We start from the raw sequence: 22,846 nt of genomic DNA, 5'->3' as shown, positions 1-22,846 counted from the left end.
GTCTTGTTCCCAGCCTATTCGCCGGGGTATGAGAAGCCCGTCTCACGACGCATTTCGACCGCTCACAGTACCTGCTCCGTGGCACCGGCTACCGGGCCGCTAACCCTGAAGAAAGCTCAGCCGAACCGAGCGTTGCGGGTTGTCGCGGTTCAGATCGACCAGCACGATGCTTTGCCAGGTGCCCAGCATCGGCTCCCCACCCGAGACCGGAACCGTCACCGACGGCGCGATGAGCGCCGGCATCACATGGTCGGCTCCATGGCCCTCGGAGCCGTGCGCGTGCCGGTAACGGTCGTCGCGCGGCAGCAGCCGTTCCAGCGTGTCGACGAGGTCGTCGTCGGAGCCGGCCCCCGTCTCGATGATGGCCACGCCCGCCGTGGCGTGCGGGATGAACACGTTGCACAGACCGTCCCCGCGCGACCAGCAAAACCCGCGCACCGCCTCGGTGAGATCGACGATGCGGCGGCGGGAGGTGTCCACGTCCAGCACATCGGTATGCATCCGAACCAGCCTACGGCGCGGGCGTCACGACCAGCCAATCGTTTGTGAGCGCCGCCACAGTTGAGCATTGCGGCGCGCAACCGGCAGGAGGAAGGTGGTTCATGACCGGTGGCGCCACCGGGGCGCTGCCCCGAACAAAGAGGGGGTGGATCGTGTACGCACGCTCTACCACAATTCAAGCGCAACCCTCGTCCATCGACGCCGGAATTGCGCATGTTCGCGATGAGGTCATGCCCGCGCTGCAAGGCATGCCGGGGTGCGTCGGAGTGTCCCTTTTGGTCGACCGTCGCTCTGGCCGGTGCATCGCCACCAGCGCCTGGGAGAGCGACGAGTCCATGCGTGCCAGCGGTGAAGCCGTGACGGGAATCCGTGATCGGGCGGCGGAAATGTTCGAGGGCACGGCGAACGTCGAGCAGTGGGAGATCGCGGTGCTGCATCGCGACCACCGCGCACCCGAGGGGGCGGGCCTACGTGCGACGTGGGTCACGGTGCCGCCAGAAACCATGGATCAAGGCATCGAGTACTACAAGTCGTCCGTCCTGCCCCAGCTCGAGAGCCTCGACGGGTTCTGCAGTGCGAGCCTTCTGATCGACCGCACCTCCGGGCGTGGCGTGTCCTCCGCGACGTTCGACAGCATCGATGCGATGGAGCGGAACAGGGAGCAGGCAACCGCGCTGAAGAACTCCTCGATGCAAGAGGCGCGCGCCGAGGAACTCGATGAATGCGAGTTCGAGCTGGCGCTAGCGCACCTCCGAGTGCCCGAGCTGGTCTGATCGAGATGGGCGGTAGACCGGCCGAACCAGGCATTCGGCCGGTCGCCGATCTGCCCCCGAAAGCATTGCGGCGCGGAACCGGCAGGAGGAAGGTGGTTGGTGGGACCGGTGGCGCCACCGGGGTGCTGCCCCGACAGAGAAGGGGTCAACCGTGTACGCACGCTCTACCACCATCCAGGCGCAACCCCTGTCGGTCGACATCGGAATTGCGCATGTTCGCGATGTCGTCATGCCTGCCCTCAAGGAGATCGACGGGTGGTTGGGGTTGTCGCTGTTGGTTGACCGGCAGTCCGGCACCTGCATCGCCACCAGTTCGTGGGAGACCATCGAGGCGATGCGCGGCAGCGCCGAGCGGGTCGCGCCCATCCGTGACCGGGCCGCGCTGATGTTCGACGGCAGCGCGCGATTGGAGGAATGGGACATCGCCCTGCTGCACCGCGACCACCCCTCCGGCCAGGGCGCGTGCGTGCGCGCCACCTGGCTCAAAGTGGTGCCGGATCAGCTGAGCAGGTCGCTGGACTTCTACCGGATGGCGGTGCTGCCGGAAATGGAGCACCTCGACGGGTTCTGCAGCGCCAGCCTGCTGGTCGACCACCCCACCTGCCGCCGGGCGGTGACCTGCTCGACGTTCGACTCGATGGACGCGATGGCCCGCAACCGCGACCGCGCCACCGAGCTGCGCAGCAGGCGCGTCCGCGAGCTGGGGGCCGAGGTGATCGACGTCGCCGAGTTCGAGCTGGCGATCGCGCAACTGCGGGTGCCCGAGCTGGTCTAGGCCACCCGCCAGCCGTGCCGAGTGTGCGGCCTGTGTGCTGCCTGCGCGGGCCGACCTGCGGCGGCCAGCCGTGCCGAGTGTGCGGCCAGCTCCCGGTCAGGGCAGCGCGTCGCCGGCGAATCCGCGGCAGGTGTGCACCTGGTAGACGAAGACCCCCGCCGCCACCCCGGGGTCGTCGGCCATGATGGCGGCGGTCTCGTCGACGGTCGCGGCGAACACTCCGATGCCGCAGACATCGGACTCGTCGGTGACCGGCAGCACCACCGCGAGCACTCCGTCGTCGCGCAGCCCGAAGTTGCGCCGGCCGTGCTCCCAGATGATCGCCGGCGACGACTCGTCACCGAATCTCGGGCCGCGCATGAGGATGACGACGCTGTAGGGCTTGGCGGTGGGCAGCAGTTGGCCCATCTCCTCGTCGGTGAAGGTTTTCATCCCTTTTCAACCCCGCTTCCTGCGAATGATCGCGCGCAGCCGCTCCAGTCGGCCCGCCATCTCCCGTTCGCCGCCGCGACCGGTCGGTCCGTAATAGTCGACACCCACCAGCTCATCCGGCGGATATTGTTGTGCGACAACACCATCCGGGCTGTCATGGGAGTACTTGTAGCCCTGCGCATTACCCAGCGCCTCCGCACCCGAATAGTGCCCGTCACGCAGATGCGGCGGCACGGGGCCGGCCTTTCCGGCCCTGATGTCGTTCATCGCCGCGCCCAGCGCCGTGGTGACCGCGTTCGACTTGGGCGCGGTGGCCAGACGAATCGTGCAGTGCGCCAAGGTGAGCTGCGCCTCGGGCATGCCGATCAACGCCACCGTCTGCGCGGCCGCGACCGCGACCTGCAGCGCGGTCGGGTCGGCCATGCCGATGTCCTCGCTGGCCAGGATCAGCAGCCGGCGCGCGACGAACCTCGGGTCCTCCCCCGCGACGAGCATGCGGGCCAGATAGTGCAGCGCCGCGTCGACGTCCGAGCCGCGCACCGACTTGATGAAGGCGCTGATGACGTCGTAGTGCTGGTCGCCGTCCCGGTCGTAGCGCACCGCGGCCTCGTCCAGGGACTGCTCGACGGCGGTGACCGTCAACTCGCCACCGGGTTCCACCGACTCGGCGGCGACCTCCAGCGCCGTCAGAGCACGCCGGGCGTCACCGGCCGCCAACCGCACCAGCAGGTCGATGGCCTCGGACGCGACCGCGACCTGCCCGCCCAGGCCGCGCGGGTCGTCGATCGCGCGCTGCACCACGGTGCGGATGTCGTCGGCGCCCAGCGGCCGCAACTGCAGGATCAGCGAGCGGGACAGCAGCGGCGCCACCACCGAAAACGACGGGTTCTCCGTGGTCGCCGCCACCAGCAACACCACCCGGTTCTCCACGGCCGACAGCAGCGCGTCCTGCTGGGTTTTGGAGAACCGGTGCACCTCGTCGATGAACAGCACCGTCTGCTCGCCGTGAAGGAGTGCGGTGCGCGCCTTTTCTATCACCGCCCGAACGTCTTTGACGCCGGCCGACAACGCCGAGAGTGCCTCGAACCGGCGGCCGGTCGCCTGTGAGATCAGCGCGGCCACCGTGGTCTTGCCGCTGCCGGGTGGCCCGTACAGGATGGCCGACGCCACGCCGGAGCCCTCGACCAGGCGGCGCAGCGGAGACCCGGGCGCCAACAGGTGGTCCTGCCCGACCACCTCGTCCAGCGATGCCGGGCGCATGCGGACGGCCAGCGGCGAGCCACCCGACACGCCCCGGCCATGATCGTCTGGCTGTGGCGCGCCGGGCAGGTCAAACAGACCGTCGGGCACGGCTTCAGGCATACCACGAGGGACGGACGTCCATGCCGAGCCCGGCAATCCGCGCGGCAAGGCCGCATCTTTGCTAAGTTCGGCGTTTGCCAAGTTCAGCGCGCGTTCCCTCCTAGGAAACTTCAGACACGAGGAAATCCGAGAGCAAGGACGGACATGAGCCAACCCCCCGAATATCCAGGCACCCCGGCCGACCCTCAGGGCGGCGGTCAAAATCCCCCCGGCTACCCCCCGCCGCCTCCGGGTTACGGCCCGCCTCCGGGTTACGGCCCGCCTCCGGGTTACGGCCCGCCCCCGGGTTACGGCCCTCCCCCGGGTTACGGCCCTCCCCCGGGTTACGGCCCTCCCCCGGGTTACGCCGCACCCCCGCCCGGGTACGGGGGCCCGCCCAAGCCGGCGTTCAGCATCGGTGACGCGTTCGGCTGGGCATGGAACACGTTCACCAAAAACGCTGCCACACTGGTCGTTTCGGCTCTCGTCTACTTGGTGCTGATCGGCGTCGCCTCCGCCCTGATTGGCCTGAGCCAGAACGTGGGCACGACCACGTCCGGCTCCGACGACGACTACTTCACCTTCACGGCGAACCTCAATGGCGGCGGGATGACGCTGCTCATCCTCGGCTACCTGGCCGCGTACCTCGTGTCCGCGTTCGCCCACTCCGCCTTCCTATCCGGCTGCCTGGATCTGGCCGACGGACGCCCGGTGACCATTGGCTCGTTCTTCAAGCCGCGCAACTTCGCGATGGCGTATGTTGCCGCGTTGATCGTCGGCATTCTCACCTCGATCGGCTTTTCCCTCTGCTTCGTCCCCGGCCTCATCGTGAGCCTCTTCGTCCAGTTCACCATCCTGTTCGTGGTGGACCGTTCGGAGTCGGCAATCAAGGGCTTCAATTCCAGCTTTTCGCTTGTCGGCTCGAACTTCGCCAACGCACTGCTGGTGTGGCTGGTGGTGCTGGCGGCGGCCTTCGTCAGCCTGCTGACGTGCGGCCTCGGCGCGCTGGTGGCGGTTCCCGTCGGTGCACTCGTCCTGACCTACGCCTACCGCAAGCTCGCCGGCGGACAGGTTGTCCCGCTGGGGCAGGCGGGTTACCAGCCCGGCCCGCCGCCGGCGTAACGCTCGGCGCGGATTCGGCGAGCCGGGCGTCCTCGCTTCGCGCCGCGTGCGTACCGTGCAGCAGTAATGGCGTTTGCGGACATGACATTCGGGACCGGTGCAGCCTCGACGGGCGCTGGCGGCCACTACGACGCCGACCGCCTGCTGGCCGGCTACCGGGCCGCGCGTGCCCAGGAAGCGCTCTTCGATCTGCGGCGCGGCCCGGCAAGCGGCTATGACGAATTCGTCGACCGCGGCGGCAACGTGCGGCCGGCGTGGGCGGAGGTGGCCGACGCCATCGCGGAGCGCGGGCGCGCCGGGCTGGACCGGCTGCGCTCGGTGGTGCACGGGCTGATCGACAACGACGGCATCACCTACACCGACGTCGAGCCCGGCGGTCGCGGCCAGGAGCCGAGGCCCTGGCAGCTGGACACCCTGCCGATCGTGCTATCGGCGGTCGACTGGGAGGTGCTGGAGGCGGGGCTGCTGCAGCGGTCCCGGGTGCTCGATGCCGTGCTGGCCGACCTGTACGGGCCGCGCAGCCTGCTCACCGACGGCGTGCTTCCCCCCGAGCTGCTGTTCGGTCACCCCGGTTACGTGCGTGCCGCCAATGGAATCGAGATCCCCGGGCGCCACCAGCTTTTCATGCACGCCTGTGATGTCAGCCGGCGACCGGACGGCGCCTTCGTCGTCAACGGCGACCGGACGCAGGCGCCCTCGGGCGCCGGCTATGCACTGGCCGACCGGCGCGTCGTCGCGCACTCGGTCCCCGACCTCTACGAAAGGATCACGCCGCGGCCGACAACACCGTTCGCTCAGGCCCTGCGGCTGGCGCTGATCGACGCGGCGCCCGACGATGCCCAGGATCCGGTGGTAGTGGTCCTGTCCCCGGGCATCTACTCCGAAACCGCTTTCGACCAGGCCTATCTGGCCACCCTGCTGGGCTTCCCGATGGTGGAGAGCGCGGACCTGGTGGTGCGCGACGGCATGTTGTGGATGCGCTCGCTGGGCACCTTGAAACGCGTCGACGTGGTGCTGCGCCGGGTCGATGCCGACTATTCGGACCCGCTGGATCTGCGCGCCGATTCCCGTCTCGGGGTGGCCGGCCTCGTGGAGGCCCAACACCGCGGAACGGTGACCGTTGTCAACACGCTGGGCAGCGGGATCCTGGAAAACCCTGGGCTGCTGCGCTTCCTGCCCGCGATGGCCGAGCACCTGCTGTCGGAAACCTTGCTGCTGCCCAGCGCGCCGGTCTACTGGGGCGGCACCGCCGCCGAGCGCTCCCACTTGCTGGCGAACCTGTCGTCGCTGTTGGTGAGGTCCACCGTCGACGACAAAACGCTTGTCGGACCGACACTTTCGTCCCGGCAGCTGGCACAGTTGGCGGCCCAGATCGAGACTGCACCGTGGCAGTGGGTCGGCCAGGAGCTGCCGCAGTTCTCGTCCGCGCCGACCGACCACGCCGGCGTGTTGTCGTCGGCGGGAGTGGGTATCCGGTTGTTCACCGTCGCACAGCGGGGCGGCTACGCGCCGATGATCGGCGGCATCGGTTACGTGCTGGCGCCCGGGGACGCCGCCTACACGTTGAAAACCATTGCGGCCAAAGATGTCTGGGTACGCCCCACGGAGCGGGCGCGGGCCGAGGCGATCAGCCTGCCGAGCGTGGAACCGCCGGTGAAGACGGCCGCGGGCACCTGGGGCGTCAGCTCTCCGCGGGTGCTGTCCGACCTCTTCTGGATCGGCCGCTACGGCGAGCGCGCCGAGAGCATGGCGCGGTTGCTCATCGTCGCCCGCGACAGGTTCCACGTGTACCGGCATCACCAGCACAGCGAGGAAAGCGAATGCGTGCCGGTGCTGATGGCCGCGCTGGGCCGCATCACCGGAACCGACACCGCGGCCGACGGCGACGGCGCCGGTGACGGGGCCGAAATGATCGCCGTCGCTCCCTCAACGCTGTGGTCGCTCACCGTCGACCCGCACCGGCCCGGCTCCCTGGTGCAGTCGGTGGAGGGCCTGGCACTGGCCGCCCGGGCGGTGCGTGACCAGATGTCCAACGACACCTGGATGGTGCTCGCAGCGGTGGAACGCGCGCTGGCACTCGACAGCGAACCGCCGGACTCGCTCGCCGAGGCCGACGCCTCGCTCACCCGGGCCCAGACACAGACGCTGGCCGGGATGCTGACCCTGTCCGGGGTGGCCAGCGAGTCGATGGTGCGCGACGTGGGCTGGACGATGATGGATATCGGCAAGCGGATCGAACGCGGCCTGTGGCTGACGGCGTTGTTGCAGGCGACGCTGACCGTGGCGCGCGGTGCCGCCGCCGAACAATCCGTCATCGAGTCGACGCTGGTGGCGTGCGAGTCCTCGGTCATCTACCGGCGCCGCACCGTGGGCAAGATCAGCGTGGCAGCCATGGCCGAGCTGATGCTGTTCGACGCGCAGAACCCGCGGTCGCTGCTGTACCAATTGGACCGGCTGCGCGCCGATCTCAAGGACCTGCCCGGATCTTCGGGGTCGTCGCGCCCGGAACGGCTGGTGGACGAGATCGGCACCCTGCTGCGCCGGTCCCATCCCGCCGAGCTGGAACGGGTGAACGACGACGGGCGGCGTGCCGAGCTGGCGGACCTGCTCAGTTCGGTACACACCGAGCTGCGCGCCCTGGCCGAGGTCATCACCACCACGCAGCTGGCGTTGCCCGGTGGCATGCAACCACTTTGGGGCCCCGACGTGCGACGGGTGATGCCCGCCTAGCCGTACGACGATGCAGCCCGCGAAGCGGGGTGAGAAGGAGTACGGCAATTCCGCCTAGCTTCATTCTCTCCCTACATCTTTCACACATTCAATGCCACCCGATCCGCGGCGACGCCGTGGTAGCGGTGCGGATCGGGCAGTCGCCGACGCCGCACCATGTGCACCAGCGCCAGGACCGACAGCGTGGCGGCGTAGATGCACCACAGTGACGCGAACGCATGCACGTAGAGGAGAGCGACCACGATCAGCCCCACCAGGTTCGCTAATCCGAACACCACAATGGAGCGATAGCCCGACATCAACGCCGGCCCGATGACCGCGATGACGTAGAGCCCCGCCCACACGTAGCCGCCGTCGACGCCGGTCTGGTACTGCAGCGCATGGGGGCCCCTGGTCACTTTGACTGGTTCGGTGAGCACGACGACAGCCAGATAGACCGAAACGACGATGCCGAGCACCGCAAAAGGCGCCACCCGTAGCCGGGCGCCACACGGTTCCAGCATCAAGATCGCCCACGGAACCAACGCGGGAAGCAGCGGCAATGCGATGAAGACATATGCGAGCATCGCCAAGTGGGCCATCCCGGGGGAGACAACGCTATTGGGCCACACGGCCGCCTCGATGAACTGGTGGACTGCGAACACCGTCGGCAACAAAGCAAATGGCACTTCGCGCCAGTGCTTCACCTCGCGCAGGGTCGCGACCGCGACCGGCACGAGCCCAGCCCCCACCACCAGATCCGCCGTCATCGAGAAGCACATCGTCGCAGTATTCCCGTTTGTGCCGTCGCGAATCGCGTTACGGTCCCGAGCGCGACTCAGCCCCCCACGGACGCGGGACCCCGGGACTCCGACGTCGCGTCGTCGACGACGGCGTGGATGAACTTCATCTTCTCCAGCACCGCGGCCGGCAGCACGAACGGGTACAGGTCGTCGTGACCCATCGACCGGTTCACCATGTTCAGTGACCACGACAACGGCAGCCACATGTCGATGATCGTCTGAAAAGCGCTGGGCCCCAGCGCCGGCCGATCGAAGGTGGCCGACGCCGCCGCCAGTCCGCACCACGCCGAGGTGTCCAGCGCGTCCCGGATGTGCAGGTAGTGGGCGAACGTCTCGGCCCAATCCTCGCTCGGATGCATGGTGGCATAGGACGAGACGAAGTCGTCCCGCCAGCCCTCCGGTGCGCCCTCGCTGTAGTGGCGGTCAAGCGCCTCGGAGTAGGAGGCGTCGGGGTCGCCGAACAGCTCGTTGAACCGCTCCAGGTGGTCGCGGTACGGGGCGATCAGCCGGTAGAAGTAGTAATGCCCGATCTCGTGGCGGAAGTGCCCCAGCAGGGTCCGGTACGGCTCGTCCATCTCGATCCGCAGCTGCTCGCGGTGCACGTCGTCACCCTCGGCCAAATCGATTGTAATGACGCCATTCTCGTGCCCGGTCAGCACGTTCTCGTGTGCGCTGGACAGCAGCCGGAAGGCCAGCCCGTAACCGGGATCCTTGTCACGCCCGACGATGGGCAGCTTCAGCTCGTGCAGCTCGGCGAGCAGTCGTCGTTTGGCCGCCTCCGCCCGGGCGAACCCGGCCAGCCCGACGGTGTCGGCGTCGTTGGGCCGCTCGGTCGTCAGCGCGCACGACGCGCAGAGCAGCCGGGGGGTGTTGACCGGTACCAGCCAATTGCATTCGGCCAGTTGTAGATTGGCGCACAGCTGATACTCGCCGGCGGGTACGACGCCGGCGTGCTCGGTTGCTTCGTCGTCAGAGATCACCAGCAGCGCCATCCGGTCGAGCGAAAATCCCAGCGCGCCGCCGCAATTCAGGCAGGTCGAGTTCTCGAACGTCAGGCGCTGGCCGCAGTTGGGACAGGTGAAGTCACGCATGCAAGACGTCGCCTTCGCGCGGGTCCGGGTAGGGCACCACATCGACCGCGACGTCGATCACGCTGTGCTCCGAGTCGGTGTAGATGATGCCGCGCAGCGGCGGGACATCCGCGTAGTCGCGGCCGCGTCCCACCACGATGTAGCGCTCGTCGACCATCTGGTCGTTGGTGGGATCGAGCCCCAGCCACTCGAATTGGCCGGGATCCTGCGGAGTCCACACCGCGGCCCAGGCGTGCGTGGCGTCGATGCCGATCATCCGATCCTTTCCGGGGGGCGGGTCGGTGGCCAGATAGCCGGACACGTAGCTGGCCGCCAAACCGTTGGCGCGCAGGCAGGCGATCGCCAGCCTGGCAAAGTCTTGACATACCCCTTCCCGGGCCGCCAGAACCTCGTTGACCCCGGTGGAAATCGTCGTGGAGCCGGACCGGTAGGTGAAGTCGGTGAAGATCCGCGACGCCAGGTCGCGCAGCACCTCGATCAAGGGCCGCCCGGGCGTGAAGCTGGGGGCCGCGTACTCGCGGACCTCGTCGGTGATCTCCGGCGGGTTCAGGTCCAGGGTGAATTCGGTCGCCAGCGCCCCGATGCGCCCGGCCGGCCGGGCCGCCTCCCACGGCCGGACCGCCGGTCCGCCGGCGTACAGGCCGGGCGCCGGCGGGTAGACGTCGACGATGGAATCGCTGACCACCGTCAGGACGCTGTGCGGCTCGGTCACGTGGAAGTAGGAGCTGATGTTCCCGTATGTGTCCGTGCTGGTGGAACTGTCGGCGGGGGCCGGCTCGATGGTCAGTTGGTGTGCGACGCGACGCTGCCGCAACGAGTCGCGCGGGGTCAGGAAACCGCGTCCGTAAGAGCTGGTCACGACGTCGGAGTAGCGGTACTCGGTGCGGTGGGTGACCCGATGCCGGCGGGCGGCCGCGGCATCGACTTCCCTCGGAGCTTCGGGCACAAGGCCGATCACATCACATGCCACGGCGCCGCGCGGGCCGTCGGGTCACCGAGCGTTTGCCGATACGACGGCGACCGCGCCGAAACGGGAGCACAATCGAGGAGTGGCCACGTGGGACGAGGTCGCCCGCATCGTCGGCGAGCTGGCCCTCACCTCCGAGCCGTCACCGCACGACTGGCGGGTCGGCAAGAAGTTGCTGGCCTGGGAGCGGCCGCTGCGGCCCTCGGAGCGCGAAGCGCTGGCCCGCAACGCCCCGGAACCGCCGCGCGGCGACATCCTCGGGGTTCGGGTGTCCGACGAAGGCGTCAAGTTCGCGCTGATCGACGACGAGCCGCGAACCTACTTCACCACCCCGCATTTCGACGGCTACCCCGCGGTGCTGGTCAACCTGGCCGAGATCTCGGTGCGCGACCTCCAGGAGCTCATCACCGAGGCGTGGCTGACGCAGGCGCCGCGGAAATTGGTGCAGGAGTTCCTGGCCGACTCGCGGTGAGATTCACACGTGCCGAAGGTCGATGACCCGTTGCAGGTCGTCGATGCAGGTGCTGACCTCGTCGGCGAGCATCGCTGGGGTTTTCCCGCCGCCACCGGACCGCAACCGCGAAGCGTGGTGACGCGCCGACGCGGCGTACGCGCGGGCGCCGGCGGGATCGGCTTCGGCGAGGGCGGTCGCGGCCGCGAGCACGACCAGCACCGTGTGCACGCGCTGCGCAGGCCGCTCGTGGCCGCCGTCTTCGGTGGGGGCGACCGCACGTGCCAGCTGCAGCACCGAACCGGCCAGCAGCGCCACGTGCACGGCGTGGTGATCGGCCGCATCGACGGCGTCGCGCAGGCCCCACCGCCGCGGCGCGATGGTGACGACGTGGCGGGCGGTGGTGCGCGCCTCGAGCAGGCCGCTGAGCTGTTCGTGCACTCGATCGACGGCCTTCAGCGGCCAATCGGGTGGGGCGGCTTTGCGTCCGGCGGCGATGTCGGCGGCACGCGACAAGACGTCGTGCAGCACCGTCAGGACGCCGACGCGCGCGGCGCGCAGCACTGTGCGCGGGTCGGCGGGAAACAGCACGACCGCGAAGACGATGGCCACCGCACCGCCGATCAGCGCGTCGAAGATGCGTTCCAGTCCCACACCGCCGTGATAGAGCGCCAGCACCAGGATCGCCGACACCGCAGTCTGATTGGCGAACATCATCCCGTGCCCGATGAAGCCGCCCCCGATGAACACCGCGGCACCCAGCGCCACCAGCGCGGCGACGCCGATGGGCAGGTCTCCCGGCCCGAGTAGCCCCTGCACCGCCGAGCCCAGCCCGATCCCGAGGGTCACTCCGATCATCATCTGGATGGCGCGTTGCGCGCGGAGCACGTTGCTGGTCGACAGCGACACCGCCGCGGCGATCGGCGCGAAGAACGGCTGCGGGTGACCGAGGACGTCGTGCGTCAGGAACCAGGACGCGCCCGCGGCCACCGAGGTCTGCACCAGGTTGAACCACACCGCGCGCAGCCGCTTGCCACCCGCGCGCGCGGCGGCGAGAACCAACGAGGGCACCGCCGTCCGCGAGGCGCCCACCGGCTAGGTCCGGACGAGCTCGAACAGCGGAATCATCCTGCTGGTCTTGGCCTGGTACTCGGCGAACCCGGGCGCCGCGGCGGTGACCTTGTCGAAGAGGTCGCCGCGCTCGTCGGCCGGCAGCTCGCGCGCGGTCACGTCGAATTGGTCGGCGCCGACCTCCACGCGGGCCCGCGGGTCGGCCCGCAGGTTGTGCACCCAGGCCGGGCTGACCGGGGCGCCGGCGAACGATCCGATGACGATGAGCTTGCCGTCGATGCGGAAATAGGCCAGCGGCGACACCCGGGGCCGGCCGGACTTGGCGCCGGTCGTGTGCAGCAGCAACAGGTCGGCGTTAGCGAACTGACCGCCGACCTTGCCGTTGTTGGCGCGGAATTCGTCGGCGATGGTCTTGTTGAATGCGTTGATCGTTTCGGTGTCCGGGAACTGTTGAGTCATGCCTCGTCAACCCGCTTGGGTTTGGCGTCTATTCCGGATTCCTTGCTGGGCGTTTGTTGCCGTTAGCTCTGACGGCTGCGCAAGAAACACGCTGGTCAGGTTAGTTGGTTCTGACGGGAGCCGAAAGTTCCATTGAATCTACTGCGGACTGACTGCGGACCGGGACTAAAACGGCGCCGTCCAGTTACTGGCCAGAGCCCGCTGCGACCGTCGTGGGAAAGAAGAGATCGCCCCGGCCGATGCCATGACGGAAGCATCGCGAGATGCCGGTGATATTCGGCAGAGCGGAACCGTCGGCACCCTTGCGGCTCATCGGCACGGTTCCCCCGCTGCGCTCATGCCGAGCTCTAATCCCGATTCGATTGACCAACCTTGGTCCCTACCCTGTCCGGAAGGCACGTGGTTGCTTAAAAGTGCAGGGAAGTACCGCAAAAAGCCCACCGCCCGATCCGGAGTTAAGGAGCGATAGCCATGTCCCTGCCCCAGATGATCGACGACTCGGTCAAGTTGGTCCCAAACATCACCGGCTTCCACCTCGTTGAGCCCCGATGCCGTGTTTGCAGCGATGACGCGGTGCGGAAGAAGGTCAACGATCTGTTGGCCACCGGTTCCAGCTACGCCATGATCTTGCGCGCCCTTGGAGACGACAAAACCGCGGCGGGAAAAACGGTGACGATTGACTCGGTCCGCAACCACGCTGCCCGGCATTTTCCGGTGCAGCAGGTCGCCCGTGCCACCTACAGGGAGATCGTCGAGCGCCGTGCCCGCGAAGCCCAAATCGATATCGTGAACGGCGTGGCAACAGCTCTCACGCCGATGGCCCTCTATGAATGCATCATGAATGAGGCGTTCAGTCGACTGGTCAATGGCGACGTGGACGTCAGCATCGACACCGGGCTACGGGCAGCCGAGAAACTACAGGCGATGATTGATGCTCGTGCCCAAGGGACAGATATGTCCACCATCATCGCCGACGTTGGGCGCATCATCGAGGTCATACGAACCTTCATTCCCTCCGAAAAATGGCCGGAGGTGCAAGCGGCGCTGCAAGGAGATCGTTCTGAACAACGCCAACAGCTGCCTTCTTCGCCCGAGGATATCCGCGTGGTGGCCATCTCCGACAACTCCGATGAAGATGACTACTGAGCGCTATGGCCTTGCCGCTATGGGTGCCGCTAACGTAGCCAGGGCACTGGCAAATCGTCGTGAACGCATTACTGAAATTGCTTCGCCGCGATTAGCGCCGCGCTAACATTCCCGTATATGTCCACTGACGACATTCGTCCGATTGAAAATCCGCCCGGTCCGGCCGACGGCACCACTCAGAACAGGATCGTCGGGTGGTGGAAGGAACGGTCGGGTTTAGAGAAGATTTTAATCTGCGCGGGAATCGTGATCGCGATCGCTGCTGCTTGGCACTTCCTTTCTCAGCGTGAAGACAGCAACCGGGAAGCAGCGGTAGCCAGCGAAGTCAAGGCCTCGATGCAGCAGAGCTTTGACACTGATCAACGCTTCGCGCAGTACCACCTGGTGGTGAGCAAGGTCGACGTGATGCACAAGTCGGGTAATGAGTACGAGGGGCTGGCCGTCGTCCACAGCTCCAAAAACGTCGATCACAATGTCGCGGTCCACGTCACCGCCGAAGGCGATCGCATCATGTGGCAGTCCGATCCTGGCGCGCTCGCTTGGGCGGCGTTCGAACAGTTCAATTTGCCAGCATCGACCACCGCTACTGCGCCGCAGTAAAGAGGTCGCAGTCCAAGCCGAACGTCATCATGCCGCGCTTGGGGCTGGCACCGACGGCGTCATGGTGAAGGCACCTATTCGGCACGTCGATCTGCACGACACCGTCTTGGGTGGCGTCACGCCAACTGATCTTGTGGTATCGGTTCGGGCAGCATGTTCGCTTTGGTGGTCATGTCGCGGCATTCGCCGTAGATCGTGATCGACCCTCCCGAATTCTGGACTGAGGAGTACGGGTCAAAGACCGCCGTGACGCCCTGTTTGCTCAGTGCGGAGGCATGGGTGTGGAAATCTCCTGGCCCACCCCAGCCGTGTTGTTTGAGGACCGCGATCATCTGCTGGATCTCAGCTTTGGATGCTTCCAGCGTCGGTGCATGGTCGTATGCGAGCCCGACGATGCCGCCACACCCGTATCTTCCTGGGGGCGTCTGAGCCTGAATCAGGGGTGTTACCAGCGGGTTTGACCAATTTGAAGAGGGCGCAGCCATGACCATTACTGCCCGCCGGGCTCTTGCGTTACTCGCTGTCTCCGCCACACTGGCTATTCTGTCGGCTCCGGCTGCCCAAGCTGATGATGACAGCTATCTCAGCACGCTGGCGGCTCACGGCATCACCTCCGCCAATGGTCCTGGTGCACTGATCAAGGTAGGCCATGCAATCTGCGACAGCCTCAGTCATGGATATACGCCAGCGCAGGACGCCATGATCGTCCGTGACAATTGGCGCGGTGGTGCTGACCACGGGGGACTCACACCGTCCGGTATTCCTGGCGCGGTCAATATGAGCCAGGCTTCTGCTTGGGTGAACGCCGCGGTTGTCAACTACTGCCCGACTCCACACCCAGGTGGGCAAATCGTTGGTCCTGGCCCGTTCGGAGTGATACCACCGGCACCCGGATTCAACGAGACTCCGATGAACCCCGGTGCTGAATCTGGTCCTTGGCCCGGTGCCGGTGGTCGCGAGTTTCCCTGATTAAGCCCCGCCCTCGGTGGATCTCAACGTCGAACGGTGCGAAGGATCGCGCCGACGATGCCCACTACCGTCACCACGATGCTGGCCAACCATGCCAAGAACATGGCGAATCCGCCGATTTGGAACACCAGCCTTCCGGAATGGGCGGTGTCGGCGGCGCCAAAGGCCAACTGCATCAGGATGTACGTCACGAAAAAGAGGACGGTCCGATAATCGCCATGATGACGAATGGCCGCGGGGACTTGGTCATTTCGGTTCTCCCGTCAGAACGTCGCAGGCTTCACGGTCAAATGGATTTCCTGCGTCCGTGAGACCAGCGTCCCCGCAGGCGGATTCATGCTGTTGATCTGCCATTTGTAGCTGTCATTTACCGGGTCATTCATCACGTCGTGGCCGTCAGGCGCAGTTGCCGTGATGTTGGTCAAGCACTCCAAGGTGGTGTCCTGATCGATCACACCCAGCGATGAGCCCACGGTCGGAGGCAACGGCATCGGCCAATTCAGCTTCGTATTGCAGAACTCGTCGAATGTCTGTGCCTGGACACCTGGTGCACAGCAGATCCCGGCGGTAACCAGTACTGCGGTAATCAGCAATTTCATGATCGAGTCGCCTGAGGGCAGTAGACGTTAATGGCGGCATCAACTAGGTGCTCACCGTCGGCACGAGAAAACCGCATCATGTGACCACCATCATCGACATTTTTGTTTTCGGACTTCACGATCGTGTCAACCTCGGGCTCCCGAAGCTGAGGTTCTGGGGGCAACAGCCGATAGCAGATGTAATGGGCCAGCTGCATGAAGTAATGATTCGCAGCGCTCAGGTTGCCCGCACTGATTCCCTGGTCGGCGAGCTCGGCGATGAACCGATCATCGGGTGACGGCGGTGGGGGTGCAGCGACAGTGACGGTGGTGACCGTGTGACTCACTGGCTGGTGATGATCAATCCAGAGGAACCCTGCAATGGCAATAACGACTGTCAACAGGGCAATGGCGAATAATACTGGCGATGACTTGGCCAACCTATCCCGCCAACCACGCGGGTAGTCCAAATCCGTCGTGCTGCCCGTCTCCGGGTAGTCCTCCCAGGCGGTGGGTGCAGCTGCTTGGACGGCCGGGGGCACCAGCTCGGTCTTGTCGGCCTCGGCACCGTCGCCGGTCCACTCGGTGGCCTTTGCCGTCTCGGTGGAGTCTTTGACATCGTCGGTCATATCACCAGCTCCGAGCAGCCCAGTCGATCAGCCAACACAGTAGGGCCGCCGCGGTATCGGCCTGGGCAAAACAGATGCCGCTCGGGCCCACGATCGCGTAGCCGGGTTCAGTCTGGATCATTGCCCCTTTGCGGGTCAGCAATTCCATGGGATTGGCCAGCTTCGGAGCCTTGGCGGCGATCTGGTTGTGGTTCCAGTCGCCGTCCAAAAACTGGTCGCAGACCCACTTCCCGTCGGCTAGGAGGTCGTGGTCGGCACCGGCCATCCCGACGGCCCTGATGGCGGCAATGAAGCCCGCCTCGTCCATCGATACCTGGGCGAGGTCGGGGCTACCCCGTAGCCGAGGGCGAACAACGGGACCACAAACAGGATGGCCGTCCGGCGGGCGCGATCGACTTCGCGGCGGTTCATCGGCCTCCTCCTTGACTGCCTTTCCAGGGCACGACTTTCGACACCAAACCAGCCCCTGGTTAGAGGTTGTCGCTGCATAATGTTGCCCTGAACAACCAACTGAAGTGCCGGGCAGAGTGGGACAAGGTGTAAATGGAGGAAGAGCCAAGGACTTCCGACAGCCTGCACGGCTTGCAAGCAGGATCGCGGTTTGGCCGTTACCGGCTCAGGCGGTTGCTCGGTAGAGGCGGCTTCGGTTACGTGTGGGAGGCCGAAGACACCGCGAAGGACCGCGTAGTCGCGTTGAAGCTACTTCGGTCGGACTATTCGGAGAACGAGGCATTCCGGCAGCGGCTGTTTCGGGAGGCTCGCGCCGCGGGACGCTTGCATGAGGTGCATGTGGTGCCGATCCACGATTACGGCGAGATCGATGGGCAGCTGTTTATCGATATGCGGCTCATCGACGGCACCGACCTAGAAGCCGTGCTATCGCAAGGGGGTCCGATGGCTCCGGCGCGGGCGGTCGCCGTAGTGCAACAGATTGCCGCGGCCTTAGATGCTGCTCATAACGTCGGGTTGACGCATCGCGATGTTAAACCGGCCAACATCGTGCTCACCAGCGACGATTTCGCGTGCTTGCTTGATTTCGGGCTAGCCAGTGCGGCCTCCGATGCGAAGCTGACCAGCACCGGCACCACTGTTGGCACGTTTGCCTACATGGCTCCCGAGCGGCTCCGCACCGGTGGTGAGATAGACCATCGTGTCGATGTCTATGCGTTGGCCTGCGTGCTTTATGAGTGTTTGACGGGATCTCGACCCTATTCGGGTGATATGCCCGCAGTGATCAGCGCGCACCTGACCGATCCTATCCCGCTGCCAAGCCGACAACGTCCAGGAATCCCTATCGCTTTCGATGCCGTCATCGCGCGGGGCATGGCTAAAAGCACCGCTGATCGCTACAGCAGTGCTGGTGATCTAGCCCGTGCCGCCCAACATGCACTCACCGGTGGAGAACAAATTCAGGCCGAAACAATCGCGGCGAGCGCTCCCTTCTGCGATCAGCCCGACACTGAGTTCGCGGCGAGCCAATCACCAACCGTCCACGCCCCCCGCCCTCGCCCACCGGTGGGTACCCGACAATTCTCGGCCCGATGCCCCAATCCAGACGGGAGCGGAGAAACCCCGTACGCCGACAATCTGCACGCCCCGCCACCACCGGAGCGCAAGGTCGGGCATTGGCGACTGGTGCTGGTTGCCGGAGCTGTGGCTGCGTTCGTGGCCGCCGCGCTGATCGCTGCATTGCTGATCTTGCGAAACAATCAAGAGCCGCCACCGAGCGCTTCCGACGCAAAGGTGCCGACAGCACCGACTACTGGCGCCATAACGACGAAATCATCGACTCTCCGAACGCCTTTGGCGACGTCGAGACCTCTATTCACCTTGCCGGATGCCGACGGCCAGGGGTTCCTGGGCTATCCAGCCGGTCGGTGTGATCCGGGGAGTACACCAGCGGTGATGGGGCGCACCACTCAATCCCTGGTGGTGGTTTGCGAGGACGGACCCGCCAATTACTACTATCGCGGCGTCCGGCTCAGCGACAGTGCCAGCATCGAACTGGCCAACGCGGTGCGGTCTTCGGGCGGATTCGACGTCACCAACCCGGTAGACGGAACCCGCTATCGGGTGCGCCCCACCGGCATCTCAATCACGTCACCAAGCGGACAAGTGTTCTCCGAACCAATGATCGAGTACTGGCCACAGTGATCTTGAGGATGCGTTCATGCCATTGACCAACGGCCAGATTTTCGCCGGGTACATCATCATTCGGTTGCTGGGGTCTGGCGGAATGGGCGAGGTGTATCTCGCTCAACACCCGCGGCTCCCACGCCGCGACGCCCTGAAACTGCTGCCTCGCGAGTGGTCCGCAGACGAGGAATTCCGAGCTCGCTTCGATCGCGAAGCCGACCTCGCTTCCACGCTATGGCACCCACACATCGTCGGAGTGCACGACCGGGGGGAAGAAGACGGACAACTCTGGCTCTCCATGGATTTCATCGACGGATTCGATGCTGCCCGTCTCCTGGCCGAGCGATATCCGTCCGGCATGCCCGTGAAAGACGTCGTTCGTATCATCACCGCGGTCGCCAGCGCGCTGGACTACGCCCACAAGCAAGAACTTTTGCATCGAGATATCAAGCCCGCCAACATCATGCTGACCCATCTCGATGACGACGGTGAGCAGCGAATCCTGCTGACCGACTTCGGGATAGCCCGCAATATCAACGACATCAGCGGTCTAACGAAGACCAATTTCACTGTAGGAACAGTGGCATACGCAGCCCCCGAACAACTTTTGGGTGAAGACCTCGATGGCCGGGCCGATCAGTATTCGTTGGCCGCCACGGCATTTCACCTCTTGACCGGTTCGCAATTGTTCCCGAACTCCAATCCTGCGGTAGTCATCAGCCGCCACCTCAATGTGCCACCGCCAGCACTGGCGGACAGCCGACCAGGGCTTTCAGCCCTAGACCCCGTCCTGGGAATTGCGCTCGCCAAGGACCCCGATGCCCGATTTGCCGGATGTTCGGATTTTGCCCGGGCTCTCGCTGAACGAGCCGTTGTTGGCACCACGACCAGTGCCGCTCCGACTAAACCCGCTGCGGCAAGCGGTAAATCATTATCCTCGCCTGCGAGCGGTTCTGGGCGAAGTTCGCAAGCCGACCATCCAGGCAAGCGCTGGCTCAACGTGGCTGTCCCGTTGGCTGTAATTGCGTTGGTGGCCGCCGGTGCGATCATCTGGCATCCATGGCAACGGGGACCGGAGCAACCGCCGAGCACGCCGACCTCAAATCGTCAGCCACTCGGGCCACTGGTTGCATCGCCGACAACCAGCGCAGCCGCAACTCCTCCACCAGGCTCGCCGACCAGCACTGGGAGGACCGAGCTCATCACCGAAGTCGCCGTGGGGGCAGATGGACAACCTACCAACGGTTACACCGAAGTGCCTGCAAACAACAGCATGCCGCTCGGGGGTTGTGACACTCCATCCCCATCGGCTGTCAGCGGAAACATCTACAGCTGCTATCCATCCGCGGCCGCAGCCAACGTCTGCTGGCCGTCGGCCCCCTCGTCCATGTTGTGCATGGCTAATCCGTGGGACAAGGAAGTCCGCCGCCTCTCGTATGACACCAGCCTTTTGACGACGGTGCAACCCCCCAAAAACCCGAAACCCTTTGCGCTGATGCTTGATAACGGTACCCACTGCAACTACATCAGTGGCGGGGCCCGACGTGGTCGCAACGACGGATACGTCCCTGACTACGCCTGCGGAGCAGATCTGATGTCAAGCGTTCTCGGCAATGGCAGCGGCAGCGATCCGATCAACCGGACCACCCCACTATGGACCGTCACATTTGAACAACCAGGCTTTCAAACCCAAGTGCGATCGGTGACAACAGCATGGTTCGCTGGCGACTGAGCGGCATTCGATGAGCGAAGAGCTTGGTGCCTCAGCCGCCGAAGATGAAGTGCAGCAGTGGGTTTCTGTGCTATTAGCTGCAGCGATCGGAGGTTCGGTTGTCGACGGGTCTGATGGACAGCCGATGCCGTCGCTAGATGCGCCTTGGCCAGAAGCGCGGACGATCCCGGCCGCAGCGCTGAGGCAGACGCTGTTGTCGGCACGAGACCATCGGTTCGATCCTCAGGGCTTACGCATCACCGGGATGGCGCTCGACGATCTAGTTGACTTGCGGCACATCGAGTTTCCTTACCCGTTGCACCTTGTCGGTTGCCGCCTCAGTGAGGGTCTGGTGATGGACCGCGCATCCTTCAAGGACATCCATCTGACCGGCTCCCAAGTGGCAGGCCTGCTACTGGATCGGGCTTCCATTGATGGGAATCTATTTCTTGACAACGGGTTCACGACAATTCATGGTGTGTCTCTATCGGGCGCGAGTATCTCGGGAGACATCAACCTCTGCGGCGCAGTCTTACGAAATCACAAGGGCTGGGCATTACGACTGGATGGAGCTGTTGTCGCGGGTTCAGTCTTCGGGCAGCGGGGGTTCGCAGCAATCGGAGGTATACGGGCCTACGCAGTACGTATCGGCGGCCAGCTACGGATCTCTACTGCGGTGCTCCGAGCCCATGCCGGGATAGCTCTCGGGATGGACATGGCAAAAATTGACGGCGGCATCGACGCAGAGAGAATCAGCGCCGCGGGTGCAGTCGTCGCGACGCGTGCAGAGGTCTTAGGGGAATTCAGCCTCGATGGGGCCGCGATCCGAAATAGGGGAGCCATCGCACTTGCTCTTGACGGCATGCATCTCAAGGGCAGCTTGTACATGAGGGCTGGGTTTATGGTTGTCGGCCGGGTCCACATATCGTCGGCGCGGATAGATGACCAGTTCGCCCTCTACGGCGGAACATTCGTTCAACCGACTGGGCTTGCATTGGCACTCCAAGGAACAACTATCGGCGGCGATCTCATTTTTGCGGCACCGGCACTCGGGGGTGCCGGCAAGTCGGTCATCGTCAGCGGCATCGTACAGATGATCGGTGCCAACATCGGTCGGGTTGTGCTTTCGGGTCGGGGCGCATTACCCACCGTTGATGCCACGGGATTTACTGTTACCGATGTTTATGGCGATCTTCGCGATGACTGGCGGTTTGCGAGGCGTTGGTTGCGCAATTCGCCACCGGAGGCGATTTCAGCGCAACCTTGGCATGCGGTGGCTGCCGTCTACGCACGCAACGGTCACCCGGATATGGCACGTCGCCTCCGCTTCGCCGCCGCCCAGCACCTGACCCGCAATTCCCCATGGAGCGAACGAGTTTGGCGAGCTTGCTACGGGGCGATCGTCGGCTACGGATACCATTGGTGGCGGGCTGGTGTGTGGCTTCTGGCCACAGTCGTTGCAGGCATAGTGATTGTTTCACTCAATGGCAAGTGCGTAGTTCCCACAGATCTAGCGGGTGCGCGAGCGGCCGTAGCACACCACTACCAGCAGCGTCACGAACAACCATCCTCGTTGGATATCACGGCCGATTCCTCCTGCGAGATGCTCGGCGATTACCCATGCCCATCCAAGGCCATGTTTGCGATCTCGGTCCTTGCGCCCGCCCCGTTGGGCGTGGCTCCTGGCTGGACCGTGGTGGGCTGGCTAGCAATTGCCATGGCTGCACTCAAAAGCGCAATTTGGGCACTCGCCGCCGTGTTCCTCGCCGGTATGACCGGAATCCTTCAGAAGCTCTGATCTCGGGCCACCATATTTAGATGCACTGAAGCCGAGGTTCGCTTCGTCTTCGACGTCTCAAAAGAGACCATATTCGAGACACCGAGCGGTGGGTCTGACTCGGCCGCGTTCGCCGACGTCGAACTGTCTCAAAACCTTGTCTCGGAAATAACTTTCGCAAATCTGCGATTTCCATACTTATGAGTCATGAAATGGGCGTCGACCAAGCCCCAGTCGGTCAACGAGTCGGCTACACCCGCGTTTCGACCGTCACCCAAACTCTCGATCAGCAGGACGACGCACTCGCCGCAGCCGGGGTGTCGAAGACGTTCTCCGACATCATGTCCGGTGGGCGCGATGACCGCCTGGGCCTGGCCGCGCTGATGGCTTACGTCCGTGAGGGCGATACCGTGGTGGTCTGGAAGCTCGATAGGCTCGGACGCAACACGCTGCACATCTTGGAGACGGTCAAGGCCTTGACCTACCGCGGCGTCAAATTGATTTCCACCAGCGATGGCATTGACTCGTCAACTCCCGCAGGACGCATGATGATCGGCGTGCTCGGGTCGCTAGCTGAGTATGAGCGGGAGTTGACCAGAGAGCGAACGGCATTAAAGCGGCATGCTTCTCGCGCTAACGGGACCAAGTTTGGGCGGCCTCGGAAGGTTGACGACGACGCGCACATCGCCACCGCCAAGCGGATGAAATCCGATGGCCACTCGGGGAAGACGATTGCCAGGTACCTCGGTGTCAGCAGGGCGACGTTGTACCGGTACTTCGCCGACGACACGACCTGATCCCCACC

General features: G+C 64.9%; 25 protein-coding genes. 12 read left to right on the top strand and 13 right to left on the bottom strand.

Features of this window, described 5'->3' with window-relative positions; genetic code table 11:
* Positions 1 to 99 precede the first annotated feature (99 nt).
* On the bottom strand, positions 100 to 489 hold the full coding sequence (locus EPN51_RS09780; protein WP_293041381.1) for a secondary thiamine-phosphate synthase enzyme YjbQ: 390 nt from the start codon (positions 487 to 489) through the stop codon (positions 100 to 102).
* 164 nt (positions 490 to 653) lie between these two features.
* Here EPN51_RS09780 and EPN51_RS09775 point away from each other — a divergent pair, with 164 nt between their 5' ends.
* On the top strand, positions 654 to 1,274 hold the full coding sequence (locus EPN51_RS09775; protein WP_293041175.1) for an antibiotic biosynthesis monooxygenase: 621 nt from the start codon (positions 654 to 656) through the stop codon (positions 1,272 to 1,274).
* A gap of 151 nt (positions 1,275 to 1,425) precedes the next feature.
* Positions 1,426 to 2,049, top strand: coding sequence for a hypothetical protein (locus EPN51_RS09770; RefSeq protein WP_293041174.1), 624 nt, complete (start codon positions 1,426 to 1,428; stop codon positions 2,047 to 2,049).
* Positions 2,050 to 2,145: 96 nt separating this feature from the next.
* Here the strand turns inward: EPN51_RS09770 and EPN51_RS09765 are convergent, their stop codons facing one another.
* Together EPN51_RS09765 and EPN51_RS09760 are read right to left on the bottom strand one after the other, a co-directional pair.
* Positions 2,146 to 2,481, bottom strand: coding sequence for a hypothetical protein (locus EPN51_RS09765; protein WP_293041173.1), 336 nt, complete (start codon positions 2,479 to 2,481; stop codon positions 2,146 to 2,148).
* A 6-nt stretch (positions 2,482 to 2,487) separates the two neighbouring features.
* A complete protein-coding gene (locus tag EPN51_RS09760; RefSeq protein ID WP_293041172.1) occupies positions 2,488 to 3,843 on the bottom strand; it encodes a replication-associated recombination protein A in 1,356 nt (451 codons plus the stop codon).
* A 144-nt stretch (positions 3,844 to 3,987) separates the two neighbouring features.
* Between EPN51_RS09760 and EPN51_RS09755 the strand changes: the two genes are divergently transcribed.
* Positions 3,988 to 4,944 (top strand): hypothetical protein, encoded by a 957-nt coding sequence (locus EPN51_RS09755; protein WP_293041170.1) that lies wholly within the window; start codon positions 3,988 to 3,990, stop codon positions 4,942 to 4,944.
* A 66-nt stretch (positions 4,945 to 5,010) separates the two neighbouring features.
* On the top strand, positions 5,011 to 7,674 hold the full coding sequence (locus EPN51_RS09750; RefSeq protein ID WP_293041169.1) for a circularly permuted type 2 ATP-grasp protein: 2,664 nt from the start codon (positions 5,011 to 5,013) through the stop codon (positions 7,672 to 7,674).
* A gap of 80 nt (positions 7,675 to 7,754) precedes the next feature.
* Here EPN51_RS09750 and EPN51_RS09745 read toward each other — a convergent pair whose 3' ends face one another.
* The 3 genes from EPN51_RS09745 to EPN51_RS09735 form a co-directional block, all read right to left on the bottom strand.
* Entirely contained in the window at positions 7,755 to 8,423 is a 669-nt protein-coding gene (locus EPN51_RS09745; RefSeq protein ID WP_293041168.1) for a DUF6629 family protein, read from the bottom strand.
* A gap of 68 nt (positions 8,424 to 8,491) precedes the next feature.
* Positions 8,492 to 9,547, bottom strand: coding sequence for a putative zinc-binding metallopeptidase (locus EPN51_RS09740; protein ID WP_293041167.1), 1,056 nt, complete (start codon positions 9,545 to 9,547; stop codon positions 8,492 to 8,494).
* Positions 9,540 to 10,493, bottom strand: coding sequence for a transglutaminase family protein (locus EPN51_RS09735; RefSeq protein ID WP_293041166.1), 954 nt, complete (start codon positions 10,491 to 10,493; stop codon positions 9,540 to 9,542). The genes EPN51_RS09740 and EPN51_RS09735 overlap by 8 nt, the downstream gene beginning before the upstream one ends.
* Before the next feature lie 103 nt (positions 10,494 to 10,596).
* On the opposite strand from EPN51_RS09735, the gene EPN51_RS09730 reads away from it, so the two are divergent.
* Entirely contained in the window at positions 10,597 to 10,986 is a 390-nt protein-coding gene (locus EPN51_RS09730) for an MmcQ/YjbR family DNA-binding protein (RefSeq protein ID WP_293041165.1), read from the top strand.
* Between the two features lie 3 nt (positions 10,987 to 10,989).
* Here EPN51_RS09730 and EPN51_RS09725 read toward each other — a convergent pair whose 3' ends face one another.
* Together EPN51_RS09725 and EPN51_RS09720 are read right to left on the bottom strand one after the other, a co-directional pair.
* Complete coding sequence (locus tag EPN51_RS09725) at positions 10,990 to 12,057, bottom strand: FUSC family protein (protein ID WP_293041164.1); 1,068 nt, start codon at positions 12,055 to 12,057, stop codon at positions 10,990 to 10,992.
* 3 nt (positions 12,058 to 12,060) lie between these two features.
* A complete protein-coding gene (locus EPN51_RS09720) occupies positions 12,061 to 12,495 on the bottom strand; it encodes a nitroreductase family deazaflavin-dependent oxidoreductase (protein WP_293041163.1) in 435 nt (144 codons plus the stop codon).
* Positions 12,496 to 12,966: 471 nt separating this feature from the next.
* On the opposite strand from EPN51_RS09720, the gene EPN51_RS09715 reads away from it, so the two are divergent.
* Positions 12,967 to 13,641, top strand: coding sequence for a hypothetical protein (locus tag EPN51_RS09715; RefSeq protein ID WP_293041161.1), 675 nt, complete (start codon positions 12,967 to 12,969; stop codon positions 13,639 to 13,641).
* Positions 13,642 to 13,758: 117 nt separating this feature from the next.
* Complete coding sequence (locus tag EPN51_RS09710; protein ID WP_293041160.1) at positions 13,759 to 14,241, top strand: hypothetical protein; 483 nt, start codon at positions 13,759 to 13,761, stop codon at positions 14,239 to 14,241.
* Between the two features lie 116 nt (positions 14,242 to 14,357).
* Here the strand turns inward: EPN51_RS09710 and EPN51_RS09705 are convergent, their stop codons facing one another.
* A complete protein-coding gene (locus EPN51_RS09705) occupies positions 14,358 to 14,726 on the bottom strand; it encodes a hypothetical protein (protein ID WP_293041159.1) in 369 nt (122 codons plus the stop codon).
* On the opposite strand from EPN51_RS09705, the gene EPN51_RS28990 reads away from it, so the two are divergent.
* On the top strand, positions 14,725 to 15,210 hold the full coding sequence (locus EPN51_RS28990; RefSeq protein ID WP_366509417.1) for a DUF732 domain-containing protein: 486 nt from the start codon (positions 14,725 to 14,727) through the stop codon (positions 15,208 to 15,210). The genes EPN51_RS09705 and EPN51_RS28990 overlap by 2 nt on opposite strands.
* 23 nt (positions 15,211 to 15,233) lie before the next feature.
* On the opposite strand, the gene EPN51_RS09700 is transcribed toward EPN51_RS28990, so the two are convergent.
* From EPN51_RS09700 to EPN51_RS09685, 4 genes are all read right to left on the bottom strand, one after another.
* Complete coding sequence (locus EPN51_RS09700) at positions 15,234 to 15,401, bottom strand: hypothetical protein (protein ID WP_293041158.1); 168 nt, start codon at positions 15,399 to 15,401, stop codon at positions 15,234 to 15,236.
* A gap of 72 nt (positions 15,402 to 15,473) precedes the next feature.
* Complete coding sequence (locus tag EPN51_RS09695) at positions 15,474 to 15,809, bottom strand: hypothetical protein (protein ID WP_293041157.1); 336 nt, start codon at positions 15,807 to 15,809, stop codon at positions 15,474 to 15,476.
* The gene (locus EPN51_RS09690; RefSeq protein WP_293041156.1) at positions 15,806 to 16,417 is read right to left on the bottom strand and encodes a DUF732 domain-containing protein; all 612 of its coding nucleotides are present in this window, start codon (positions 16,415 to 16,417) and stop codon (positions 15,806 to 15,808) included. The genes EPN51_RS09695 and EPN51_RS09690 overlap by 4 nt, the downstream gene beginning before the upstream one ends.
* Before the next feature lies 1 nt (position 16,418).
* Complete coding sequence (locus EPN51_RS09685) at positions 16,419 to 16,724, bottom strand: hypothetical protein (RefSeq protein ID WP_293041154.1); 306 nt, start codon at positions 16,722 to 16,724, stop codon at positions 16,419 to 16,421.
* Positions 16,725 to 16,960: 236 nt separating this feature from the next.
* On the opposite strand from EPN51_RS09685, the gene EPN51_RS09680 reads away from it, so the two are divergent.
* From EPN51_RS09680 to EPN51_RS09665, 4 genes are all read left to right on the top strand, one after another.
* Complete coding sequence (locus EPN51_RS09680; RefSeq protein ID WP_293041153.1) at positions 16,961 to 18,571, top strand: serine/threonine-protein kinase; 1,611 nt, start codon at positions 16,961 to 16,963, stop codon at positions 18,569 to 18,571.
* Between the two features lie 16 nt (positions 18,572 to 18,587).
* Positions 18,588 to 20,285, top strand: a complete 1,698-nt coding sequence (locus EPN51_RS09675; RefSeq protein ID WP_293041152.1) for a serine/threonine protein kinase — start codon at positions 18,588 to 18,590, stop codon at positions 20,283 to 20,285.
* 10 nt (positions 20,286 to 20,295) lie between these two features.
* Positions 20,296 to 22,062, top strand: coding sequence for a hypothetical protein (locus EPN51_RS09670; RefSeq protein ID WP_293041151.1), 1,767 nt, complete (start codon positions 20,296 to 20,298; stop codon positions 22,060 to 22,062).
* Positions 22,063 to 22,253: 191 nt separating this feature from the next.
* Positions 22,254 to 22,838, top strand: coding sequence for a recombinase family protein (locus tag EPN51_RS09665; protein WP_293041150.1), 585 nt, complete (start codon positions 22,254 to 22,256; stop codon positions 22,836 to 22,838).
* Positions 22,839 to 22,846 lie beyond the last annotated feature (8 nt).

The organism is Mycobacterium sp. (assembly GCF_004298145.1).
Classification (GTDB): Bacteria; Actinomycetota; Actinomycetes; order Mycobacteriales; family Mycobacteriaceae; genus Mycobacterium.
This window is presented reverse-complemented; position numbering and strand designations above follow the sequence as displayed.